The following is a 19,377-nucleotide window of genomic DNA, read 5'->3' as shown; positions in this document are numbered from 1 at the left end:
AATGGCGAGTGAAGCGGCTTGACCAGAGCCGCCATTTTGGTATGACCAGATTTGGGAAATGACAAACGCTGGAGTCGCAACGCAGTGGCCAAGTCCCAAGGGGGGAGAGATGAAGATCGGCATGTGCATGTTCCTCTGGACGACAGCTGTCGGCCGGAAACACGAGGGACTGTTACGCGATATCAAGGACACGGGTTTTGACGGCGTCGAGATCCCGATCTTTTCGGGCACACCCGACGACTACCGGCGGCTGGGGGCCTTGCTCGACCGGATCGGCCTGGAACGGACCGCCGTTTCCGCCATGGGCGACCCCCAGATGAACCTCATCGCTTCCGACGCGGCAACCCGCAGACGCGGCATTGATTACGTGAAATGGGCAATCGACTGCAGCGATGCGCTTGGTGCGACAGTGCTGAGTGGGCCGCTGCATTCGACGCTCGGCAAATTTTCCGGAAGCGGGCCAAGCGCGGCGGAACTAAAGCGCTCGATTTCATCGCAGTTGGCGATCGGCGATCACGCGGCAAAGCACGGTGTCACGATCGGACTTGAGGCGCTCAACCGTTTCGAATGTTACCTGTTCAACACGATGGACGACCTTGCGGCCCATATCGACGCGGTCGGGCATCCGAATATCCGCGCCATGTACGACACGTTTCACAGCAATATCGAAGAATCCGATCCCATCGACGCTTTCACGCGCAATAGTGACCGCATCGTGCATGTCCATATTTCGGAGAACGATCGCGGCGTACCGGGACGCGGCAACATTCCCTGGGCGGAGACGTTCCAGGCACTGCGCGCGAGTGGCTACGACGGATGGCTGACAATCGAAGCCTTTGGCCGGGCGCTCAAGGAGCTCGCCGCCGCGACAAAGGTCTGGCGCGACTTTTTCGAAACACCGGAATCGGTCTATCGTGAAGGGTACCGTCATATCCGCGACGGATGGCAGACGGCGGCATAACCGCCAACCGACCAGAGGTTTCGATCCCGCCGGGCTGCACCGCACCGCAGACCGAACACGGCTGCGCTACCAGGAGGAATCCGGGCGCTCATGCTGCTCACGGAGACCGCCGGTTTATCACGCTTACCGACGAGACTGCGTTTTCAGCGCGTCCGTCTCGTGCCTCAGCCGATGGCCATCAGGCTCGCATTGCCGCCGGCAGCCGCTGTGTTGATGGAGGTCGACACCTCTTCCAGCAGCCAGTTGAGGCAATAGGCTTCCGGGTCGCCCGCCAGTTCCTCGCTCGTCGCAGCCTGGACGAGCAGAAGTGGACCCGGCAGCGCAGCGATCTTCCGGTTGACGGCAAGAACCCTGTCGCGATCGCCCTCGACCAGCGCGCCGGAGAAAGGCCCGTCCTTCGCCCAATTCGACGTCCAGGAAAGGCGGCCGGCGACAGCGGGAGGCAGGTCCGCCAGGACCGACTTCGATATCGAACCCGCATCGATGACGACGTGGTTGCCTGTGGAAAGGGCGGCCGCGATCTGGCGATGGAGTCCGGCTTCGGTCTGTGGCACGAGCAGGATGCGGCCGCGCGGATGGAGCGCATAGAGATTGCGCTCGCCGACGGGGCCGGTGAGCTCGCGTTCTAGTCCGAGCGCCGAGCGACTCGCATAACCGCGCGCCGCTTCGCCTTCACCCGTCAGGCCTTTCTTGTCGAGCCAGACGATGAAATCGCGAAGGGCAAGGTCGGTATGAACGGAATCCTGCTGCGGCGGCACGGGGGGGCGCTGCACCAGCCGGCCGATGTAGAGCGGGCCGCCGGCCTTCGGGCCGGTTCCCGACAGGCCCCGGCCGCCGAAGGGCTGCACGCCGACGACCGCGCCGATGATGTTGCGGTTGACATAGAGGTTGCCGGCCTTGATGCGGCTCGTCACATGCGCGATCGTTTCATCGAGCCGTGTGTGAAGCCCGAATGTGAGGCCGTAGCCCGACGCATTGATGTCGTCGATCAGGCGGTCGAGGCCGTTCCTCTTGAAGCGGACGACATGCAGGACCGGCCCGAAGACCTCCTTCGTCAGGTCCGAGAGCGACTTGATCTCGATGATCGTCGGCGGAACGAAGGTGCCTTTTGCAGCGCTTTGCGGCAGCGGCAGCTGCTCCACCTTGCGGCCGGCACCGCGCATCGCTTCGATATGCTGGTCGATCTCCGTCTTGGCGCCGTCGTTGATGACAGGCCCGACATCGACACTCAGCCGATCCGTGCGGCCGATCGTCAATTCACGGAAGGCGCCCTTCAGCATGGCGAGCGTCCTGTCGGCCACGTCATCCTGCAGGCAGAGAACGCGCAGCGCCGAGCAGCGCTGGCCGGCGCTGTCGAAAGCCGATGTCACGACGTCGGCCACCACCTGTTCGGCGAGTGCGGAGGAATCGACGATCATGCCGTTCTGACCGCCGGTTTCGGCAATCAGCGGGATCGGCTTGCCGGTCGCCGACAGGCGTTCGGCAAGCTGCGCCTGGATCATGCGCGCAACCTCGGTCGAGCCGGTAAACATGACGCCCGCCGTTTGCTGCGCCCCAACCATGCCAGCGCCCAGGCGGCCGCTGCCGGGCACGAATTGCAGCGCGCCGACCGGCACGCCTGCTTCATGAAGGATCTTCACGCTCTCCGATGCAATGATCGGCGTCACGCCGGCAGGCTTCGCCAGCACGGGATTGCCGGCGACGAGGGCGGCGGCAACCTGCCCGGTGAAGATCGCCAGCGGGAAATTCCAGGGGCTGATGCAGACGATCGGCCCGAGGGGCAGATGCGACGGCCCGAGGGTCTTGCGGGCCTGATCGGCGTAGTAGCGCAGGAAGTCGACAGCCTCGCGCACTTCGCCAATTGCATTGGCGGCGGATTTGCCGGCCTCGCGCATGATGATGCCCATCAGCACCTTGATGCGGGCCTGCATGATGTCGGCCGCCCGTTCGAGGCAGGCGGCGCGCTCGACCGGCGGGACGGCCGCCCATTGCGGCGCATAGTCCGCGGCCATCGCAACGACGCGGGCTGCGTCCTCGACCTTCACTTCGGTCACCGTGCCGACCACGTCGCGGTGATCGGCAGGATTGAGGACATCGCGCGTCACGCCGTCCGTGGAGCCGTCGGCGAGGATCGGAAGCGCATGCCATGGCGTCGCAGCCGTGGAGGCGAGCGTCTGCGCCAGGTCCGAAAGGGTGGCTTCGCTCGACAGATCCAGGCCGCTCGAATTGGGACGGGCGTTGCCATAAAGTGCCTTGGGTGCTGCGATCTGCACATGCGGGGCGCCGACAACGGGCATGGCCGCAACGGTCTCGGCCGGATCGGCAATCAGCGCCTCGACCGAGACGTGAGGATCGGAGATTCGGTGCACGAAGGAGGAGTTGGCGCCGTTTTCAAGCAGGCGCCTTACCAGATAGGCGAGCAGCGTCTCATGTGTTCCGACTGGCGCATAGATGCGGCAGGGCCGGTCGAGCTTCTCTTTCCCGACGACTTCGTCATAGAGTGGCTCGCCCATGCCGTGCAGGCACTGGAACTCGTATTTGCCGACTGCGAAGTCCGGCCCCGCCAGATGATAGATCGTGGCGAGCGTCTGCGCATTGTGGGTCGCGAATTGCGGGAAGACGGCATCGGCGGCGGCCAGCAGCTTGCGCGCGCAGGCGATGTAGGCGACGTCGGTGTAGATCTTCCGGGTATAGACCGGATAATCGTCGAGACCATCCAACTGGGCGCGCTTGATCTCCGCATCCCAATAGGCGCCCTTGACGAGACGGACCATCATCCGGCGCCCGGATCGACGCGCCAGATCGATGATGTAATCGAGCACGAAGGGGCAGCGCTTGCCATAGGCCTGCACGACGAAGCCGAGCCCGTTCCATCCTGCAAGCTCAGGGGCAAAGCACAACTCTTCGAGAAGATCAAGCGACAGCTCCAGCCGGTCGGCCTCCTCGGCGTCGATATTGAGGCCGATATCATAGGACTTGGCGAGAGCGGCGAGCGCCTTGACCTTCGGCAGCAGCTCGCCCATCACTCGGCCGGCCTGAGCTCTGCTATAGCGGGAATGCAGGGCCGAAAGCTTGATCGATATGCCGGGGCCGTCATAGATGCCGCGGCCATCCGCCGCCTTGCCGATGGCGTGGATCGCCTTTTCGTAATCCTTGAAATAGCGCTCGGCGTCGGCGGCAGTCGTCGCCGCCTCGCCCAGCATGTCGTAGGAATAGCGGAAGCCGCGGGCTTCCAGCGGCCGGGCGCGCTTCAGCGCCTCCTCGATGGTTTCGCCGGTGACGAACTGCTCGCCCATCATACGCATCGCCATATCGACGCCGCGGCGGATGACCGGCTCGCCGGCGCGCGCAATCAGCCGCGTCAGCGCCGCCGACAGGCTGCGGTCGTTAACCGTCGAGGTAAGCTTGCCGGTGACGACGAGCCCCCAGGTGGCGGCGTTGACGAACATGGATTTGCCACCGCCAATATGCGAGGTCCAGTTGCCCTCGGCGATCTTGTCGCGGATCAGCGCGTCGCGGGTGTCGGTGTCGGGAATGCGCAGCAGTGCTTCGGCAAGGCACATGAGCGCCACGCCTTCCTGGCTGGAAAGCGAATATTCCTGCACCAGCCCTTCGACGCCGGTGCCCTTGTGCTTGGCACGCAGCGCCTCGATCAGGGTGCGGGCCGTGCTGCGAATGTCATAACGCTTCGCCTCGGAAACGCGCGCTGCCGCAACGAGCGGCGGCAGGCATTCGGTTTCCGGACGGCGATAAGCGGCCGTGATCGCCTGGCGAAGCTCGGATTGCGGCCGGATCGGCGGCGCAAAAGCGGCGAACGGCGCACTGCCGGCGGGATCATTGGAGGATGCGGGGTCGATCGCTGCGTTCAACATGGGAGTCCCTGATCAAAGAATGTTTCGTCTAACGGATAAATGGAACACCGGGCTCGTCATCCCAGAGCCCATCATCCATAAAAGCGGGGCCGGAATATTCCGTCTCGCGAAGCGGGCGCGTATCCGGCTTGTCGCGTTTGAGGGTGAATGCCGCCGCAACCGCTCTTATCGCCACCGGTCTGTAGTGAACGAGCAAGTCTGGCTTTTGGTCGTCATCCGCGTTTCTCTCGTGCATCCATGATCTCCGCTTTGGTTCGGCGCCGCTGCCGCTCCCGGTAATGCGCCAGGCGCTCACGCCTTCCTCCCATTGCCGACGCATAATCTAGCACAGCCGCAAATCGCGATCTCACTTGCTTTTTGCGGTTTTCAAGTTGTATGAACTTATAAGGCGATCATCGAGAGTTAAAATGGCCACGGAAACCGACGTTTTTAGTGAATTGGACCAGTTCGACAGAAAGATCCTCGCGGCGCTAGCCGAGGACGGCAGGCTGTCGATCACGGATCTGGCGGCGCGTGTCGGATTGTCGAAGACGCCGTGCCAGCTCCGCTTCAAGCGGCTGATCAACGACGGCTATATCGAAGGCTTCAAGGCGGTCCTCAACCCGGCGAAAATGCAGCTCGACCACATCGCTTTCGTCGAGGTGAAGCTCTCCGACACCCGCGAGGCGGCGCTCAAAAGCTTCAACGACGCCATCAAGAAGATCAGGGAAGTCGAAGAGTGCCACATGATCGCCGGCCGGTTCGACTATCTCTTAAAAATCCGCACCCGCGATATCGGCCGCTACCGCCGCGTCCTCGGCGAACGTATCTCGACGCTGCCGCACGTTGCCAATACCTCGACCAACGTCGCGATGGAGACGATCAAGGAAGGCTGGGACAAGTTCGGTTCCAGTCTTTCGTGAACACTGCCCAGCGAAGCCGCTCGACCTGTTCCGACTACCTCTGCCGGTATCGGAAAGCCTCGACGAAGGCGGCGAAAGCAGGGGATGGATGGCGGCGGCTGGGGTAATAGAGATGATATCCTTGGAACGTCGGCGTCCAGTCCGCGAGCACTTCGTGCAAATCGCCGCTGTCCAGATATTGCCGGACGAGGTCCCTCGGCACGTAGGACAGCCCCACGCCATCGAGAGCGGCATTGATCGCCGGCCCTATGTTGCTCATCACGAGTTGGCCCTCGACACGGACGCTGAACTCGCGGCCGTCTTTTTCGAACTCCCAGGCGTAGAGAGCGCCTGATGTGGGAAGCCGCAGGTTGACGCAGTTGTGGTCCGTCAGCTCGTGCGGGGCCGCGGGCGCGGCGCGGCTCGCAAAATAGTCCGGTGATCCGACGACGGCATAGGAGACGTCGGGACCGACACGAGCGGCCACCATGTCGCGTGCAATCGCTTCGCCGAGCCGCACGCCGGCATCGAACTGGCGTTCGACGATATTGGTGAAACCATTGTCGACGATGAGTTCCACGGTGATATCGGGATAGTCACGCAGAAATGCCGGCAGCCGTGGATGGAATACGAGGTCGACGGCATCGTCCGGACAGACGATGCGGACATGGCCGGAAGGCTTGTCTCGCAGCGCGCTGATCGCGCTGATCTCCGCGGCGATGCTTTCGAAATGAGGCTGAATGCTTTCCAGAAGCCGCGCACCGGCCGCCGTCGGCGCCACATCGCGTGTCGTGCGGGAAAGAAGCCGCACACCGAGCCGCGCTTCGAGCGCGCTGATCGTATGGCTGAGCGCCGAGCGCGTCACTCCGAGCTTCGCTGCGGCGCGCGTGAAACTCCGCTCCTGCGCCACCTCGAGAAACGCACGCATTTCAGTGAATTCGTCGCGCCGCATTGTTGAATCTCCCTCATCACGACGTTCAGATTATAGCTTCTAGTTGCGCAAAACCAGCCCGGCTATCTCTCTCGCAATAGACAGGAGACCACGGATGAGCATCGAGCTGACATTGAACGAGACCTCGCTGAGGGAAGATGCTGCGACCCGGTGGAGCGCGGTGACCTGCCTCTCGCTGCTGACATTCCTTCTGGTCGGGCTGGAGTTTCTCCCCGTGAGCCTCCTGACGCCAATCGCAAGGGATCTCTCGGTGTCGGAGGGGCAAGCCGGATTGGCGATCACCGTGTCGGGCGTGTTTGCGGTCGTCACCAGCCTTTTCGGCAACGCATTGCTGGCGAAGATCGACCGCAGATCCGTCGTGCTGCTCTATACGGCGGTTCTTGTCGCATCGAGCCTGGCGGTTGCGCTGGCGCCCAACTTTCTCGTCTTTCTCGTTGGGCGATCGCTGGTCGGCGTTTCGATCGGCGGCTTCTGGTCGCTATCGACGGCTATTCTGGCGCGCCTGGCTGCCGACCGTGACCTGCCCAAGGCCATTGCCCTTCTTCAAGGCGGCACCGCATTCGCGCTCGTGCTTGCTGCGCCGCTCGGCAGTTTTCTCGGCGGGTTGATCGGATGGCGCGACACCTTCTTCGTCACCGCGCCGATCGGAATTGCCGCTCTCGTCTGGCAATTGGCGGTGCTACCGAGGATGCCCGCGACATCATCCGTCTCGGTGGCAGTGATATTCGGGCTGCTGCGCAACCGCACATTCGCGATCGGAATGGCGGCCACCGGTCTCGCCTTCATCGGCCAGAACGCCTTATCCATCTATCTTCGCCCGTTCCTGGAGGGCGTGACGGGGCTGGAACTGAATGTCCTGTCCATGGTGCTTCTCGGCCTCGGCGCCGGCGGATTGGCAGGAACCTCCGTCATCGGCTTCGTGGCCCGGCGGCATCTTCTCCTCGCGCTCGTCGGCCTGCCGGCGGCCCTTGCGGTCCTTGCCCTGCTGCTGATCGCGCTCGGGCCGTTCGCTGCGCTCACCGCGTCTCTGCTCGTGATGTGGGGATTCTTTTCGACGCCGCTACCGGTCGCCTGGAATACCTGGATGGCTGCCGTCGTTCCCGGTGAATTGGAAGAGGCAGGCGGATTGCAAGTGGCGCTGATCCAGCTCGCCATCGCCGGCGGCGCTTTCGCCGGCGGCATCCTGTTCGACTCCGCGGGGTGGTGGAGCACCTTCCTGCTGGCCGCCGTCCTCCTTACCGGTTCGGCTGTGCTCGCCGCCATCGCCGGCCGCCGTGCCTAAGCTTCCGAACCTTGAAAACAGGAGATCATCATGTCTCAAAGAGTCGAAGACAAAGTCGTCGTCATCACCGGAGCAAGCAGCGGGCTTGGCGAAGCCACGGCGCGCCACCTTGCGGAGCACGGCGCGTCGGTGATCCTTGGTGCGCGCAGAGCCGACCGCATTGCTGCGCTGGCTAGGGAATTGTCCGCCAAGGGCCATAAGGCCAAGGCAGTCCAGACTGACGTCACGGATCGACATCAGGTCAAGAACCTCGTCGACACCGCCGTCGCCGCGTTCGGTCGTATAGACGTGATGCTGAACAATGCCGGCCTGATGCCGCTTGCGCCGCTCGAACGGCTGAAGGTCGACGAGTGGGATCGCATGATCGACGTCAACATCAAGGGCGTGCTCTACGGCATCGCAGCAGCGCTTCCCCACATGAAGGCACAGAAGTCGGGGCACATCATCAACGTATCCTCCGTCTACGGCCATGTGGTCGATCCGGGTGCGGCCGTCTATTGCGCCACCAAGTTCGCCGTACGCGCTCTTTCGGAGGGGCTGCGGAAGGAAGTGAAGCCATACAACATCCGCACCACGATCATCTCGCCCGGCGCAGTCAAAACCGAACTGCTCGAGCATATCAGTGAGAAGGACATTCAAGCCGGCACACAGGAATTCGTCAGCAGGATCGCTATCGGCGCGGACACTTTCGCCAGAACGGTCGCCTTCGCGGTGGGCGAGCCGGATGATGTTGATATCAATGAAATCCTGTTCCGGCCGACGGCTCAACCAGTCTGACGAGGGCGCGCCATGGTTACGAGACCCCATCTCATGAGCCGCCGCACGGTGTTGGGCGGAGCCTTGGCGGCTGGCGCAATGCCACTCCTGGCAAGTGCGCAGGAGGGCCGCGACCCAGCTAGCCAAGAACCCACCAATGTCAGGATCAGGATGACCTTCAACCGCCTGCCCCTGACTGCGACGCTTTACGACAATCCCTCCGCCCGCGATCTTGCGTCCATGCTCCCCTTGGACCTCAAGATCGAGGACTACGGTAGGAACGAGAAGATCGTCCATCTGCCGCGCAAATTGACGGAGGAAGGCAGCGGTCCCTTCGGCAACGAGCAGCCGGGCGATCTCTGCTATTTCAAGCCGTGGGGTAATCTCGCTCTGTTTTACGCGGACTACCACTGGGACGGACTGATCCGGCTCGGCCGCTTTGAAAACGGTTTCGATCCGCTGCTGGTGCGAGGCGAGTTTCCGGTACGCATCGAGCGCATCTGACGACGGCTTCGCAGCGCGCCATGTGCGGACAGCCTTGCTTTCGAACGGCTCCCGCTGTCTGATGCCGCGAACCACCGACCGCTGCAGACGAACGAATAATCGGCGGCCGAATCCGAGAACGAGGAGCAGGATGGATCACGCCAACAGCCCGCAGGCATCGGCGAGCGGAGAGAAGGAAGCGCGCCGGCTGCGATACCTTCCCTGGGAGCGCATCGCATCGGATCTCGATCATCCCGCTCACCTCGCCCGCAAGGCGGAGCTTCGGCGGTCATGTGCCGCCACGCTGGCCGAGACGTCCTACATCGCCGAGAATGCCGCGATCTTCACCGAAAGCCTGACGATGGGCGAGCGGTCGTGGATTGCGGGGCACGCGCTCGTGCGCGGCGATGTCGTGCTCGGTGACGATTGCTCCATCAATCCCTATGCCTGTGTTTCCGGCAAGGTGACGTGCGGCAATGGGGTCAGGATTGCTTCGCATGCGTCGATCGTCGGCTTCAATCATGGCTTCGACGACCCCGCTCTGCCCATACACCGCCAGGGGGTCGTCAGCCTCGGCATCGTCATCGGCGACGATGTCTGGATCGGCGCTAATTGCGTGATCCTCGACGGCGTCACGATTGGGAACGGCGCCGTCATTGCTGCCGGGGCGGTCGTCACCGGCGACATTCCCGCGATGGCGATTGCCGGCGGCGTGCCTGCCCGAGTGCTGCGCAACCGAGGCTCGGCGGCCAGGAAATCCAGCGCGGGAGATACCGAAGACCAATTGGTCAGGCTCGGACAGAAGGCGAAGGAGCAATGGCCGGATGTTCTTGCACGATGGAGAACGCAGGGAATTTATGAATCACTGGAAGCGGACGGCGTCAGGCGGCCGGCGATCCGGCACCTATGCGATGCAATCGAGATCGCCGCCGGCTTCGGTCACCTGCCGCCCGAACTCGATCCGTCGGAGACCGTAGAGCGCCTGCAAGGTCTGCAGGACCAGGAGACCGGCCTTTTTCCGGAGGAGCATGTGCGTGCACACGGCAGCGTATTGAGGGATGATCCGAAGTCGCTCTACAACGTTCTATCGGTCGGCTACGCGCTTGAACTGCTCGGCTCACATCCGCTGCACCCTGTCCAAGCGGTCGAGCTCGACGCCGGAGAGCTGGATGAATGGCTGCGCGCGCTGCCCTGGCAAAGCCGGGCGTGGCACTCGGGCAGCGTGGTCGATGCCATCGGCACCGCCATGTATTTTAACGCCCAATATTTCGGCATCCGCCAATCGCGGCAGGCGCTGTTCGAGTGGCTGAACCGAAATGCCAACAGCGTGTCCGGCCTATGGGGCGAGCCGACGGCTGTGGAGGGATGGCTCCAGCCGGTGAACGGCTTCTATCGCTTGACGCGCGGCACCTATGCCCAATTCGGCATTGCGCTTCCGCATCCGCACGCCGCGCTCGAAACGGTTCATCTCAACTATCGCAATCACAAGGGCTTCGTCGGCGCGAAATATAATGCCTGCAACCTGCTCGATACGATCCATCCGCTGCTGCTGATTGCCCGGCAGGCCGATTACCGGCGGGGCGACGGCGAGGCGATTGCCCGAAATCTCATAGCAAGGGCCCTGGACAGATGGCAGGACGGTGAGGGTTTCCCCTTCGCCGACGGTGGCGAGCCGAGCCTGCAGGGGACGGAAATGTGGCTTTCGGTCATCCATCTCGCAGCCGATTTCCTCAGCCTTGCGGATCACTTCGCCTTCGTCCCGAAAGGCGTGCACCGGACGGCCACGTCGGGGCTCGGTCTGTAATCAACGATGCAGCGATGCCGCCAGCCAGGCGGCGGCGAGATTGCGGGCATTGCTGCGCTTGGCCTTGACGGGCACGATCACGTTGTAACGATCTTCGGCGGCGAGTTCGCTTGCATCGGCGCTCACCAGGGTTCCGTCCTCCAGGAAAGTGCCGATCAGCATGCGCCATCCGAGCGCGATCCCCTGCCCCGCGCGCGCGGCGGCGATGGTTTCGGTATAGTGGTTGAAGCGAAGCGACGGTTTTACCTCGATATTGGCGCCGGTGAGCGATACCCATTGCGACCAGTTGTACCAGGAACGGTCGAGAACGTCGGTCTCGATGAACTCGTCGGAGGCTCTCAACGAGCCACTCCCTCGACGCCTGAGATAGTCGGGTGAGCAGACGGGAGAAATGACGTCGCCGCGCGAGGCGATGACCGTTCCATCGTTGAAGGGTGGCATGCCGTAGCGGATGGCGACGTCGATCTCACCGTCGTCGAGAGCGATCGGGCTGTCCTGGGAGATCACCCGCACCAGAATTCCGGGATTCGCCCGGCGGAACTCGGCCAGCCGCGGCAGCAGCCAGAAGGAAGAGAAGGCGACGGTCGCCCCGATCGTCACCACGTCCTGGCTGCGCGATTGCATTGCTTCCAAGCTCTCGGCAATATCGGCGAAACTCTTGGCGAGCGTCGCGCCGAGACTGACGCAGGCCGCCGTCGGCTCGATCGCCCGGTGCTTGCGCAGGAACAGCGGCTGGCCGAGCTCCTCCTCCAGAGCGGCGATCTGCCGGCTGACCGCGGCTTGGGTGACGCCGAGTTCGGTCGCAGCCGTGGTGAAACTCTTCCTTCGCAGAACCGCTTCCAGCGTCACCAGCGCCGTCAGCGAGGGGAGCCGTTTTCGGAATCGCATCTAAACCTCTTTCGCATGATAAAAACTTATGCGAGCGTGATTTTTTATGACGTTGAAACCCAATAACTGCAAGGGCAATCTAGGGAAACTCTCACATAAGAGGTTCTCATGCTAAACAAGCTTCCATCTTCGATTTCGGCCCTTCTCGAAGCCCGTGCCGACGGTCATTCTCTGCCGGCCGGCCTTTACACCAGGGAAGATGTGTTCGAAGCGGATATCGACGTCTTCTTCCACAAGCATTGGATCTGCGTCGGCCTCGACTGTGACGTTCCCGAGCCCGGCGACGCCACAGTGATCGATATCGGCAAGACGAGCCTGATCCTCCTGCGTGACGACGACGGCGAAATTCGCGTCCTGCACAATGTCTGCCGCCATCGCGGTTCCCGCCTTCTCAATCCGGGCAAGACGATCGTTTCGAAGCTCGTCTGTCCCTACCACACCTGGACCTATGAGCTGACGGGCGAACTCAGCTACGCCCCTCATATGGGCAAGGATTTCGACAAGGACTGTCACGGCCTGAAGCCGGTTACCTTCAAATCGATCGGCGGCCTGATCTACGTCTGCCTGTCCGAGAATCCGCCCGACGACATTGCCGGCCTCGAACAGGCGATGGCCGAGCGTCTCGCTCCCTATGACATCCGCAACGCCAAGATCGCCCACCAGACCGACGTCATCGAGGACGGCAACTGGAAGCTGACGATGGAGAACAATCGCGAGTGCTACCATTGCTCCGCCAACCATCCGGAACTCTGCGTCTCCTTCGTCGATCTCGATTTCGGCTTCGATCCCGAAACGCTGAGTCCGGAAGACGGTGAGCAGGCAGAAGAGCATTTCCGGCTTTACGAGGAGCGCACGCAGGCATGGGAGGCCGATGGATTCCCCTCGGCTGCCATCGAGCAGCTCACCGACTGCGCCACAAACTTCCGCACGCAGCGGCTGATCATAGCAGGCGCGGGCGAATCCCAGACCCCCGATGCCACCGCCGCATCCTCCAAGCTGCTCGGTCACATGACACGCAAGGATCTCGGTGACACGCATCTCTGGGGCCACAACAGCTGGAACCATTTCATGGGCGACCATGCGGTGGTGGCAACCGTCATCCCGCTTTCGGCGGGCAAGACGCTGGTCCGCACCAAATGGCTGGTCCACAAGGATGCCGTCGAAGGGGTCGATTACGATCTCGACAAGCTGACGGATGTCTGGATCGCAACGACCGACCAGGACGCCGATCTCGTCGCCCGCTCCCATGCCGGCACGCTCGATCCGGCCTATCAGCCGGGGCCCTACTCCCGCTTCTCGGAGACGAACCTCGACAAGTTCGCCACCTGGTACATCGATCGGATGCGCGCCCATGGATACTAGAAGCCCACAGGCGTTGACGGTGAAAGCCCACGCCGACCTCTGGAATCCTGAGGAAGACGACGCGCTCGTGTGCCTCGACGTCCAGCAGGAGACCCATGACGTCAAGACCTTCACCTTCGCATCTCGCGAGGGCAAGCGGTTTGCGTTCAAGGCCGGGCAGTATTTCCTGTTCGACCTCGAACACAATGGCGAGGCAGAAAGCCGGTGTTACAGCATCTCCTCCTCGCCGCATCGCACGAATGCCTTTTCCGTCACGGTGAAGCGCGTTCCCGGCGGCAAGATCTCCAACTGGCTGCACGACACGCTCGTTGCCGGGGCATCCGTCAAGGCGAACGGCCCGCTCGGCCATTTCGTGCGATCCGGCACGGGCCAAAAGCTCCTGCTGCTCTCGGGCGGCTCCGGCATCACGCCGGTGATGTCCATTCTTAGAGAGATCGCCGACAGCTGCGAACCGGCCGATGTCGTCTTCATGCACGCCGCCCGCACGCCGCAGGATCTGATCTTCCGCGACGAGCTCGCCTGCATCGCCCGGAAATTGAGAGGCCTTCGGCTGCACTTCCTTCCCGAGATCGTCACCGGTGAAGCATCGTGGCCGGGGCTGACCGGCCGTATTTCGGCGGAGTATATGCGGCTTGCGGTACCCGATATCGCCGAGCGCACCGTGATGTGCTGCGGCCCCGCCCCGTTCATGGCGGCGGCGCGCCGCATTGCAGGCGAACTCGGCGTGCCCGCTTCGCACTATGTGGAGGAAAGCTTCGACGCCGCGGTCATCGACGAGGCTGACATTCCGGCGGTCAAGGAAGCGACCGCCAAGGTCTTTCAGGTCACCTTCTCCAAGCAGGCACGCTGCATCGACGTACCGGGGGACCAGAGCGTGCTTTCTTGCGCAAAAAAGGCGAGCGTCCGGATACCATCCTCTTGCGCCAACGGCGTCTGCGGCACCTGCAAGTCGAAGCTGACATCGGGCACGGTCGACATGAACCACAATGGCGGAATCCGCCAGCGGGAAATCGACGCCGGCTTCTTCCTGCCCTGCTGCTCCAAGCCGCTCAGCGATCTCGTCATCGAGCGCTGAGCGTCGGCCAGTTCAGTGCGCTCTCGCAGCCGCTGCGCGATGCTGCGAGGGCGTCTGCCCGAATGTACGCTTGAACGTCCTCGTGAATTGCGAGGCGTTTTCGAAGCCGACATCGAGCGCGATCTCGATCAGCGGCGCCTTCGACTGGGCAAGGATCGATTTTGCCCGCTCCATGCGGACACGGTTATAGGCCTTGGCAGGAGACATTCCCGTCTTCTCGATGAAGATTCTCTCCAGCTGCCGCCGGGAGAGCCCGACCATTGCGGCGAGCTTCTCGATCGGCATGCTGCCGTCGACGAACTGCTCCATAGTGATCATCGCCGCCTTGACGCGCGCATCATCGTAATCGTCGTAGAGCGGGCGCCGGGGCTGAATGTCGGCCGGAGCACGGGCCTTCTCGATCTGCAGCACTTCAAGCGCGTTTCGTTCCGCATCGCGGCTGATGTATTTTCTGACCAGCAGGGCCGCCATATCGGCGCTGCTGCTGCCGCCGGCGCACGATCCGCGCTGGCGATCGAGATTGAAGAGCCGGTCGGAGCGAACGGTGAGATCGGGAAAGCGCTCGCGATACTCCTTGTAATGCAGCCAGCTCACGCATGATTCATGCCGCTTCATCAGGCCCGCGGCGGCAAGAATGAACGTGCCGGTGCAGACACCGATCAGCGGCACTTTCTTTGCATCCGCCTGCTTGAGAAAGGCGATGGTCTGCTGGTCGACGGGGTTCTCCACGCTGAGAAGGCCGCCGACCACGGCGATGTAGTCGAAGCGCGCGGGATCGACGAAGTCGGACGTCGGGGCGACCTGGACGCCGCAGCTCGAGGTGATCAGATGCCGCGTGCTGCCGATCACCTGCCAGTCGGCAAGCACCCGTCCGGAACGGTCCTGCTCGTCGCTTGCAAGCCGCAGCGTATCCACGAACAGCGCAAAGGCCGACAGTGTAAACGACCGCGACAAAACGAACCCAACCTTCAGCCGGGCGGCGGGTTTCGCGGCGCCGTCTGCCTGCCGATGCTGCCCGGGTCGAATAGTCATCTCATCACCGTTCCTGAATGCACTCATCTGATCTGAAAACCGTGCGCCAGAGGGTCGCGATCGTCAACAAAAATGCTGTTGTGGCCGATGACCCGCGCCCAGCCTCCGCAACGTTCATGACTTCGGTCAGTCACGATCAATAACGCGAAAGCGATCGACGCATTGATCGAAGCCGCGATATCGAGCATCCTGATCGCGCCGTAGATCATTTCTCCGAGCCGAGACTTGATGTCTGCGGTGATGGCCATGCCGCAAACCATCATCATGATCTGATTGAATCATGCTGGAGCAAGCGCAAGGGAAGCCCAGATATTTGGAAAATTTTGCCGATGCCGTCCCGTGCGCCGCAAACTGGGCCGGAGGGACACGAGTGAATCCGCCGCGGCGCTTGATGCCTCGCGGTCCTAGCAGACTGGTTCTGGCCGACGTAGAGGCGAATTGCCGGTGCCGTAAGTCGCGAATCGAGAGCCGTCGTGGACGATCGATTGATCCAAACTCGATCGGGGAGCGCCTGCTCGGCGCCCCCCGAAAGAATTACGCGGCTAGGACGCCGCTCTTCTTGGCGGTCCAGGTGGCGATATAGTCCATCAGGCCGGGCGAGAGGCAATCATAGGGCTCAAGGCCCGATGCTTTCAGCTGCGCCCTGACGGCGTCCATCTTCGAAGGATCGAAGCCGCTTTCGATGATCGAAGATACAAAGGCTGCGAAAGTCGGCTTTGCCCAGCCGCCCTCCTGGAAGCGTTCCGGATGGATGAAGGACAGTCCCTGGAAGGCGTGTTCGCGTTCGACCGGACCGTACATATGCACGCCGCACTCCTTGCAGGCATGCCGCTGGATCAAGGCGGCGGAATCGACGACGGCGAGCTTGTCGCCGTTCTCGAGAACTTCGACGCTTTCGGTCGGAGCGACCGCCACCACCGAGAAGGCCGCTCCCTCGGGCTTCCAGCACTTTGTGCAGCCGCAGGCGTGGTTGTGGGCGATGTCACCCTTGATCCTTACCTTGACGGGATTGCTCGCGCATTTGCACACGAGCGTTCCGCCCGTGAAAGCGGCGTCAGTCGCTCGAAAGCCTGAATCCACTGCCGGATGTATGGCTATGCTGGTCATTGCCTTTCTCCTTCCCTCCCTGGCCGTTTGCGTTATGCCCGGCCGAGCTCTGCAATTACTGTCCCAGCCTCTGCGCATGCCAGCGCAGATGGTCCTCCATGAATGTCGAAATGAAGAAATAGGAATGGCCGTAGCCTTCCTGCATGCGAAGCCGGAGGTTGATATCAGCCGCCTCGCAGGCCTGCCTGAGCTCCTCGGGACGCAACCCATCCTCCAGGAAGCTATCCACCGTTCCTTGGTCGACGAGCAGCTCTGGGAAACGATGCCCGTCCTCGATCAGCGAGCAGGCGTCATAGGCCCTCCAGGTCGCCTGGTCGGCGCCGAGGTATTTCCGGAAGGCCGGCTTCGACCAGCCGGAGACCGAGGGATGGCTGATCGGCGCGAAGGCCGAGCAGCTGCGGAAGCGATCCGGGTTTTTGAGCGCAATCGTGATCGCGCCGTGTCCACCCATTGAGTGACCGAATATTCCTTGACGATTCATGTCGACAGGGAATTCCGCAGCAAGAAGCTGCGGCAGCTCGTCGACGATATAGCTGTACATGCGGTAATTCGCCGAATAGGGCGCCTGGGTGGCATCGACGTAAAAGCCAGCACCCTTGCCGAACTGCCAGTTATCGGCCTCATCGGGAACATGGTCACCGCGGGGGCTGGTATCCGGGCAGACGATAACGAGACCGAGCTCGGCGGCAAGCCGCCGATACTCGCCCTTGTCCATGACATTGGCATGCGTGCATGTCAGGCCGGACAGATACCATAGAACCGGCAGCTTTCCCTCGGCCGCCTGCGGCGGCACGAACACCGCGAAGGTCATGTCGCAATCGCAGGCCTCGGAGCGTTCGACGTAGACGCCCTGCGTGCCGCCGTAAGACTTGTCGGTCGCGATCGTCTTCATGGCTCAATACACCACCACGCCGCGGATGCTTTCGCCCTTGTGCATCAGCTCGAAGCCCTTGTTGATGTCGTCGAGCGGCATGGTGTGGGTGATCATCGGATCGATCTGGATCTTGCCCTGCATATACCAGTCGACGATCTTCGGCACGTCGGTGCGGCCGCGTGCGCCGCCGAAGGCAGTGCCCATCCAGTTGCGGCCGGTCACCAGCTGGAACGGCCGAGTCGAGATTTCCTGGCCGGCGCCGGCCACGCCGATGATCACCGACTTGCCCCAGCCGCGATGGCTGGCCTCCAGCGCCTGGCGCATCACCTTCGTGTTGCCGGTGCAGTCGAAGGTGTAGTCGGCGCCGCCGATCAGGTCGCCATTGCGTTTGGTCATGTTGACCAGATAGGGCACGATATCGTCGCCGACCTCTTTCGGATTGACGAAATGCGTCATGCCGAACTTCTCGCCCCAGGCCTTGCGGTCCGGGTTGATATCGACGCCGATGATCATGTCGGCGCCGGCAAGCCGCAAGCCCTGCAAGACGTTGAGGCCGATGCCGCCGAGGCCGAAGACGATGGCGGTCGATCCGATCTCCACCTTGGCGGTGTTGATGACGGCGCCGATGCCTGTGGTGACGCCGCAGCCGATGTAGCAGACCTTGTCGAAGGGGGCGTCGGGGTTGATCTTGGCGAGCGCGATCTCCGGCAGCACCGTGTAATTGGCGAAGGTCGAGCAGCCCATATAATGATGGATCTTGTCCTTGCCGATCGAGAAGCGGCTGGTGCCATCCGGCATCACGCCCTGACCCTGGGTTGATCGAATCGAGGTGCAGAGATTGGTCTTGCGGGACGTGCAGGAATAACACTCGCGGCATTCGGGCGTGTAAAGCGGAATGACGTGGTCACCCTTCTTGACCGAGGTCACACCCGGGCCGACATCGACGACGATGCCGGCGCCCTCATGGCCGAGAATGGCGGGGAAGAGACCTTCCGGATCGGCGCCCGACAGGGTGAAATCGTCGGTATGGCAGATGCCGGTCGCCTTGACCTCCACCAGCACTTCACCGGCCTTCGGCCCGTCGAGCTGCACGGTCATCACTTCCAGCGGTTTTCCGGCTTGAACGGCAACAGCGGCGCGAACGTCCATTTGATAATCCTTCCCTATTAAATCCAATTTCAATGTTAGGTATGCGCAGATACGGCCGAGAGATCGATAAGGTCCGCTTCGGCCTCATCTTCATCATCCCGGCTCGACCTGACACCAGACCGCAAGAAGCGGCTGGGCCGTACATCTTATCGCGAAGGATTGCCCGGCATCGTTCGCGAAGACTGTTCCGGTCGCGGCAGAAAACCATTGGGAATCGCCAAGGCAGATTTCGCCCGGCGACAGCAGAATGAAGGCACGCGGCTGCGTCTGAACATGATCGGGAAACCGGGTGTAGCGATCCATATAGATCACCCCCACCCGGAGATCGGCCCGCTCCTCCATGCCACCGGGACCGACCAGGACCGCATGCGAATGCGTGTTGCCGAAGTTCAGGCTTGCAAAGGGGCCGGTGCGGCCGCGCCTCCACAGCAGCTTGTCGGCGAGACTGTTGAACTGGCCGGCGATCGCCTCATATTTCCGGCCGGATTTTGCCAGATGGCTGATCGCCTCATCCAGCCCCTCGGGCACGCCGGGAAGAGGGCCGCCTTCCGGGTGCACCTTGCCTGTCTTGAGCAGCCTCTGAAGGACCTTGCCGGCGACGAAACTGGCAACGGCAGGGGCGTCGGCCGACAGCATCAGCCCGCCGATATCATTGAGGAATTCCTGCAGCGGCCGAGGACGCCTCTCCCTTCCGATGTCGTGCAGCCTCACATATGCCGGCTTTTCCTCATCGTTCAGGAGAAGGTCGGCACCAGGTCTGATTGGACGTCCCACCACACGCACCACGTTCAAACTCCCCGTCAAAGCGCCTTTTGCAATTCCGGCAGTGCGTCGAAGAGATCGGCGACGAGGCCGTAATCGGCGACCTGGAAGATCGGCGCCTCCTCGTCCTTGTTGAT

The 19,377-nt window shown here is 62.4% G+C and carries 18 protein-coding genes and 1 pseudogene; 8 read left to right on the top strand and 11 right to left on the bottom strand.

The genetic code is table 11. From position 1 onward, the window contains the following. Window positions 1-109: 109 nt before the first annotated feature. Window positions 110-961, top strand: a complete 852-nt coding sequence (locus tag GA0061105_RS28910; protein ID WP_092754496.1) for a sugar phosphate isomerase/epimerase family protein — start codon at window positions 110-112, stop codon at window positions 959-961. Window positions 962-1,125: 164 nt separating this feature from the next. On the opposite strand, the gene putA is transcribed toward GA0061105_RS28910, so the two are convergent. Both putA and GA0061105_RS28900 read right to left on the bottom strand, forming a co-directional pair. Next, the gene (gene putA, locus GA0061105_RS28905) at window positions 1,126-4,833 is read right to left on the bottom strand and encodes a trifunctional transcriptional regulator/proline dehydrogenase/L-glutamate gamma-semialdehyde dehydrogenase (protein ID WP_092754494.1); all 3,708 of its coding nucleotides are present in this window, start codon (window positions 4,831-4,833) and stop codon (window positions 1,126-1,128) included. Between the two features lie 28 nt (window positions 4,834-4,861). Continuing rightward, the gene (locus tag GA0061105_RS28900; protein WP_092754491.1) at window positions 4,862-5,068 is read right to left on the bottom strand and encodes a hypothetical protein; all 207 of its coding nucleotides are present in this window, start codon (window positions 5,066-5,068) and stop codon (window positions 4,862-4,864) included. A gap of 172 nt (window positions 5,069-5,240) precedes the next feature. Here GA0061105_RS28900 and GA0061105_RS28895 point away from each other — a divergent pair, with 172 nt between their 5' ends. Then, complete coding sequence (locus tag GA0061105_RS28895; protein ID WP_092754488.1) at window positions 5,241-5,735, top strand: Lrp/AsnC family transcriptional regulator; 495 nt, start codon at window positions 5,241-5,243, stop codon at window positions 5,733-5,735. A 34-nt stretch (window positions 5,736-5,769) separates the two neighbouring features. Here the strand turns inward: GA0061105_RS28895 and GA0061105_RS28890 are convergent, their stop codons facing one another. Then, window positions 5,770-6,666, bottom strand: coding sequence for a LysR family transcriptional regulator (locus GA0061105_RS28890; RefSeq protein WP_064693180.1), 897 nt, complete (start codon window positions 6,664-6,666; stop codon window positions 5,770-5,772). A gap of 94 nt (window positions 6,667-6,760) precedes the next feature. Between GA0061105_RS28890 and GA0061105_RS28885 the strand changes: the two genes are divergently transcribed. The 4 genes from GA0061105_RS28885 (at window position 6,761) to GA0061105_RS28870 (ending at window position 10,991) form a co-directional block, all read left to right on the top strand. Further along, window positions 6,761-7,948, top strand: coding sequence for an MFS transporter (locus tag GA0061105_RS28885; RefSeq protein ID WP_092754485.1), 1,188 nt, complete (start codon window positions 6,761-6,763; stop codon window positions 7,946-7,948). 30 nt (window positions 7,949-7,978) lie between these two features. After that, window positions 7,979-8,725 (top strand): SDR family oxidoreductase, encoded by a 747-nt coding sequence (locus GA0061105_RS28880; RefSeq protein WP_092754482.1) that lies wholly within the window; start codon window positions 7,979-7,981, stop codon window positions 8,723-8,725. 12 nt (window positions 8,726-8,737) lie between these two features. Beyond that, complete coding sequence (locus GA0061105_RS28875) at window positions 8,738-9,208, top strand: cyclophilin-like fold protein (RefSeq protein WP_092754479.1); 471 nt, start codon at window positions 8,738-8,740, stop codon at window positions 9,206-9,208. Window positions 9,209-9,338: 130 nt separating this feature from the next. Beyond that, entirely contained in the window at window positions 9,339-10,991 is a 1,653-nt protein-coding gene (locus GA0061105_RS28870; RefSeq protein WP_092754476.1) for an acyltransferase, read from the top strand. On the opposite strand, the gene GA0061105_RS28865 is transcribed toward GA0061105_RS28870, so the two are convergent. After that, window positions 10,992-11,879, bottom strand: a complete 888-nt coding sequence (locus tag GA0061105_RS28865) for a LysR substrate-binding domain-containing protein (protein WP_092754472.1) — start codon at window positions 11,877-11,879, stop codon at window positions 10,992-10,994. A gap of 108 nt (window positions 11,880-11,987) precedes the next feature. Here GA0061105_RS28865 and GA0061105_RS28860 point away from each other — a divergent pair, with 108 nt between their 5' ends. Beyond that, window positions 11,988-13,241 (top strand): aromatic ring-hydroxylating oxygenase subunit alpha, encoded by a 1,254-nt coding sequence (locus GA0061105_RS28860; RefSeq protein ID WP_092754468.1) that lies wholly within the window; start codon window positions 11,988-11,990, stop codon window positions 13,239-13,241. Then, a complete protein-coding gene (locus tag GA0061105_RS28855; protein WP_092754465.1) occupies window positions 13,231-14,316 on the top strand; it encodes an FAD-binding oxidoreductase in 1,086 nt (361 codons plus the stop codon). The genes GA0061105_RS28860 and GA0061105_RS28855 overlap by 11 nt, the downstream gene beginning before the upstream one ends. Window positions 14,317-14,328: 12 nt before the next feature. On the opposite strand, the gene GA0061105_RS28850 is transcribed toward GA0061105_RS28855, so the two are convergent. The 7 genes and pseudogenes from GA0061105_RS28850 to GA0061105_RS32205 all read right to left on the bottom strand — a co-directional run. Then, on the bottom strand, window positions 14,329-15,342 hold the full coding sequence (locus tag GA0061105_RS28850) for a GlxA family transcriptional regulator (protein ID WP_092754557.1): 1,014 nt from the start codon (window positions 15,340-15,342) through the stop codon (window positions 14,329-14,331). Between the two features lie 29 nt (window positions 15,343-15,371). Next, the gene (locus GA0061105_RS33980) at window positions 15,372-15,596 is read right to left on the bottom strand and encodes a hypothetical protein (RefSeq protein ID WP_306371886.1); all 225 of its coding nucleotides are present in this window, start codon (window positions 15,594-15,596) and stop codon (window positions 15,372-15,374) included. Between the two features lie 286 nt (window positions 15,597-15,882). Beyond that, complete coding sequence (gfa, locus tag GA0061105_RS28840) at window positions 15,883-16,455, bottom strand: S-(hydroxymethyl)glutathione synthase (RefSeq protein WP_092754462.1); 573 nt, start codon at window positions 16,453-16,455, stop codon at window positions 15,883-15,885. Window positions 16,456-16,510: 55 nt separating this feature from the next. Beyond that, on the bottom strand, window positions 16,511-17,347 hold the full coding sequence (fghA, locus tag GA0061105_RS28835; protein WP_092754459.1) for an S-formylglutathione hydrolase: 837 nt from the start codon (window positions 17,345-17,347) through the stop codon (window positions 16,511-16,513). Between the two features lie 3 nt (window positions 17,348-17,350). Further along, the gene (locus tag GA0061105_RS28830) at window positions 17,351-18,478 is read right to left on the bottom strand and encodes an S-(hydroxymethyl)glutathione dehydrogenase/class III alcohol dehydrogenase (protein ID WP_092754456.1); all 1,128 of its coding nucleotides are present in this window, start codon (window positions 18,476-18,478) and stop codon (window positions 17,351-17,353) included. 93 nt (window positions 18,479-18,571) lie between these two features. Beyond that, window positions 18,572-19,264 carry a dimethylsulfonioproprionate lyase family protein gene (locus tag GA0061105_RS28825; RefSeq protein WP_092754554.1) on the bottom strand — a complete coding sequence of 231 codons (693 nt, stop codon included), beginning with the start codon at window positions 19,262-19,264 and terminating at the stop codon, window positions 18,572-18,574. A gap of 14 nt (window positions 19,265-19,278) precedes the next feature. Further along, window positions 19,279-19,377: pseudogene (locus tag GA0061105_RS32205) on the bottom strand (electron transfer flavoprotein subunit alpha/FixB family protein); the annotation flags it as partial.

The organism is Rhizobium aethiopicum, from assembly GCF_900094625.1.
GTDB classification, from domain to species: domain Bacteria; phylum Pseudomonadota; class Alphaproteobacteria; order Rhizobiales; family Rhizobiaceae; genus Rhizobium; species Rhizobium aethiopicum.
The sequence above is the reverse complement of the archived record's forward strand: the minus strand, read 5'-3'. Positions and strand labels throughout refer to the sequence as shown.

Excerpts from the sequence above, each read along its gene's own strand:
- GA0061105_RS28875 (WP_092754479.1), top strand. The coding sequence starts at position 8,738 with ATGGTTACGAGACCCCATCTCATGAGCCGCCGCACGGTGTTGGGCGGA.
- GA0061105_RS28855 (WP_092754465.1), top strand. The coding sequence starts at position 13,231 with ATGGATACTAGAAGCCCACAGGCGTTGACGGTGAAAGCCCACGCCGAC.
- fghA (WP_092754459.1), bottom strand. The coding sequence starts at position 17,347 with ATGAAGACGATCGCGACCGACAAGTCTTACGGCGGCACGCAGGGCGTC.
- GA0061105_RS28880 (WP_092754482.1), top strand. The coding sequence starts at position 7,979 with ATGTCTCAAAGAGTCGAAGACAAAGTCGTCGTCATCACCGGAGCAAGC.
- GA0061105_RS28865 (WP_092754472.1), bottom strand. The coding sequence starts at position 11,879 with ATGCGATTCCGAAAACGGCTCCCCTCGCTGACGGCGCTGGTGACGCTG.
- GA0061105_RS33980 (WP_306371886.1), bottom strand. The coding sequence starts at position 15,596 with ATGGCCATCACCGCAGACATCAAGTCTCGGCTCGGAGAAATGATCTAC.
- GA0061105_RS28890 (WP_064693180.1), bottom strand. The coding sequence starts at position 6,666 with ATGCGGCGCGACGAATTCACTGAAATGCGTGCGTTTCTCGAGGTGGCG.
- GA0061105_RS28860 (WP_092754468.1), top strand. The coding sequence starts at position 11,988 with ATGCTAAACAAGCTTCCATCTTCGATTTCGGCCCTTCTCGAAGCCCGT.
- GA0061105_RS28870 (WP_092754476.1), top strand. The coding sequence starts at position 9,339 with ATGGATCACGCCAACAGCCCGCAGGCATCGGCGAGCGGAGAGAAGGAA.
- GA0061105_RS28900 (WP_092754491.1), bottom strand. The coding sequence starts at position 5,068 with ATGCACGAGAGAAACGCGGATGACGACCAAAAGCCAGACTTGCTCGTT.
- GA0061105_RS28910 (WP_092754496.1), top strand. The coding sequence starts at position 110 with ATGAAGATCGGCATGTGCATGTTCCTCTGGACGACAGCTGTCGGCCGG.
- GA0061105_RS28885 (WP_092754485.1), top strand. The coding sequence starts at position 6,761 with ATGAGCATCGAGCTGACATTGAACGAGACCTCGCTGAGGGAAGATGCT.
- putA (WP_092754494.1), bottom strand. The coding sequence starts at position 4,833 with ATGTTGAACGCAGCGATCGACCCCGCATCCTCCAATGATCCCGCCGGC.
- GA0061105_RS28830 (WP_092754456.1), bottom strand. The coding sequence starts at position 18,478 with ATGGACGTTCGCGCCGCTGTTGCCGTTCAAGCCGGAAAACCGCTGGAA.
- GA0061105_RS28895 (WP_092754488.1), top strand. The coding sequence starts at position 5,241 with ATGGCCACGGAAACCGACGTTTTTAGTGAATTGGACCAGTTCGACAGA.
- gfa (WP_092754462.1), bottom strand. The coding sequence starts at position 16,455 with ATGACCAGCATAGCCATACATCCGGCAGTGGATTCAGGCTTTCGAGCG.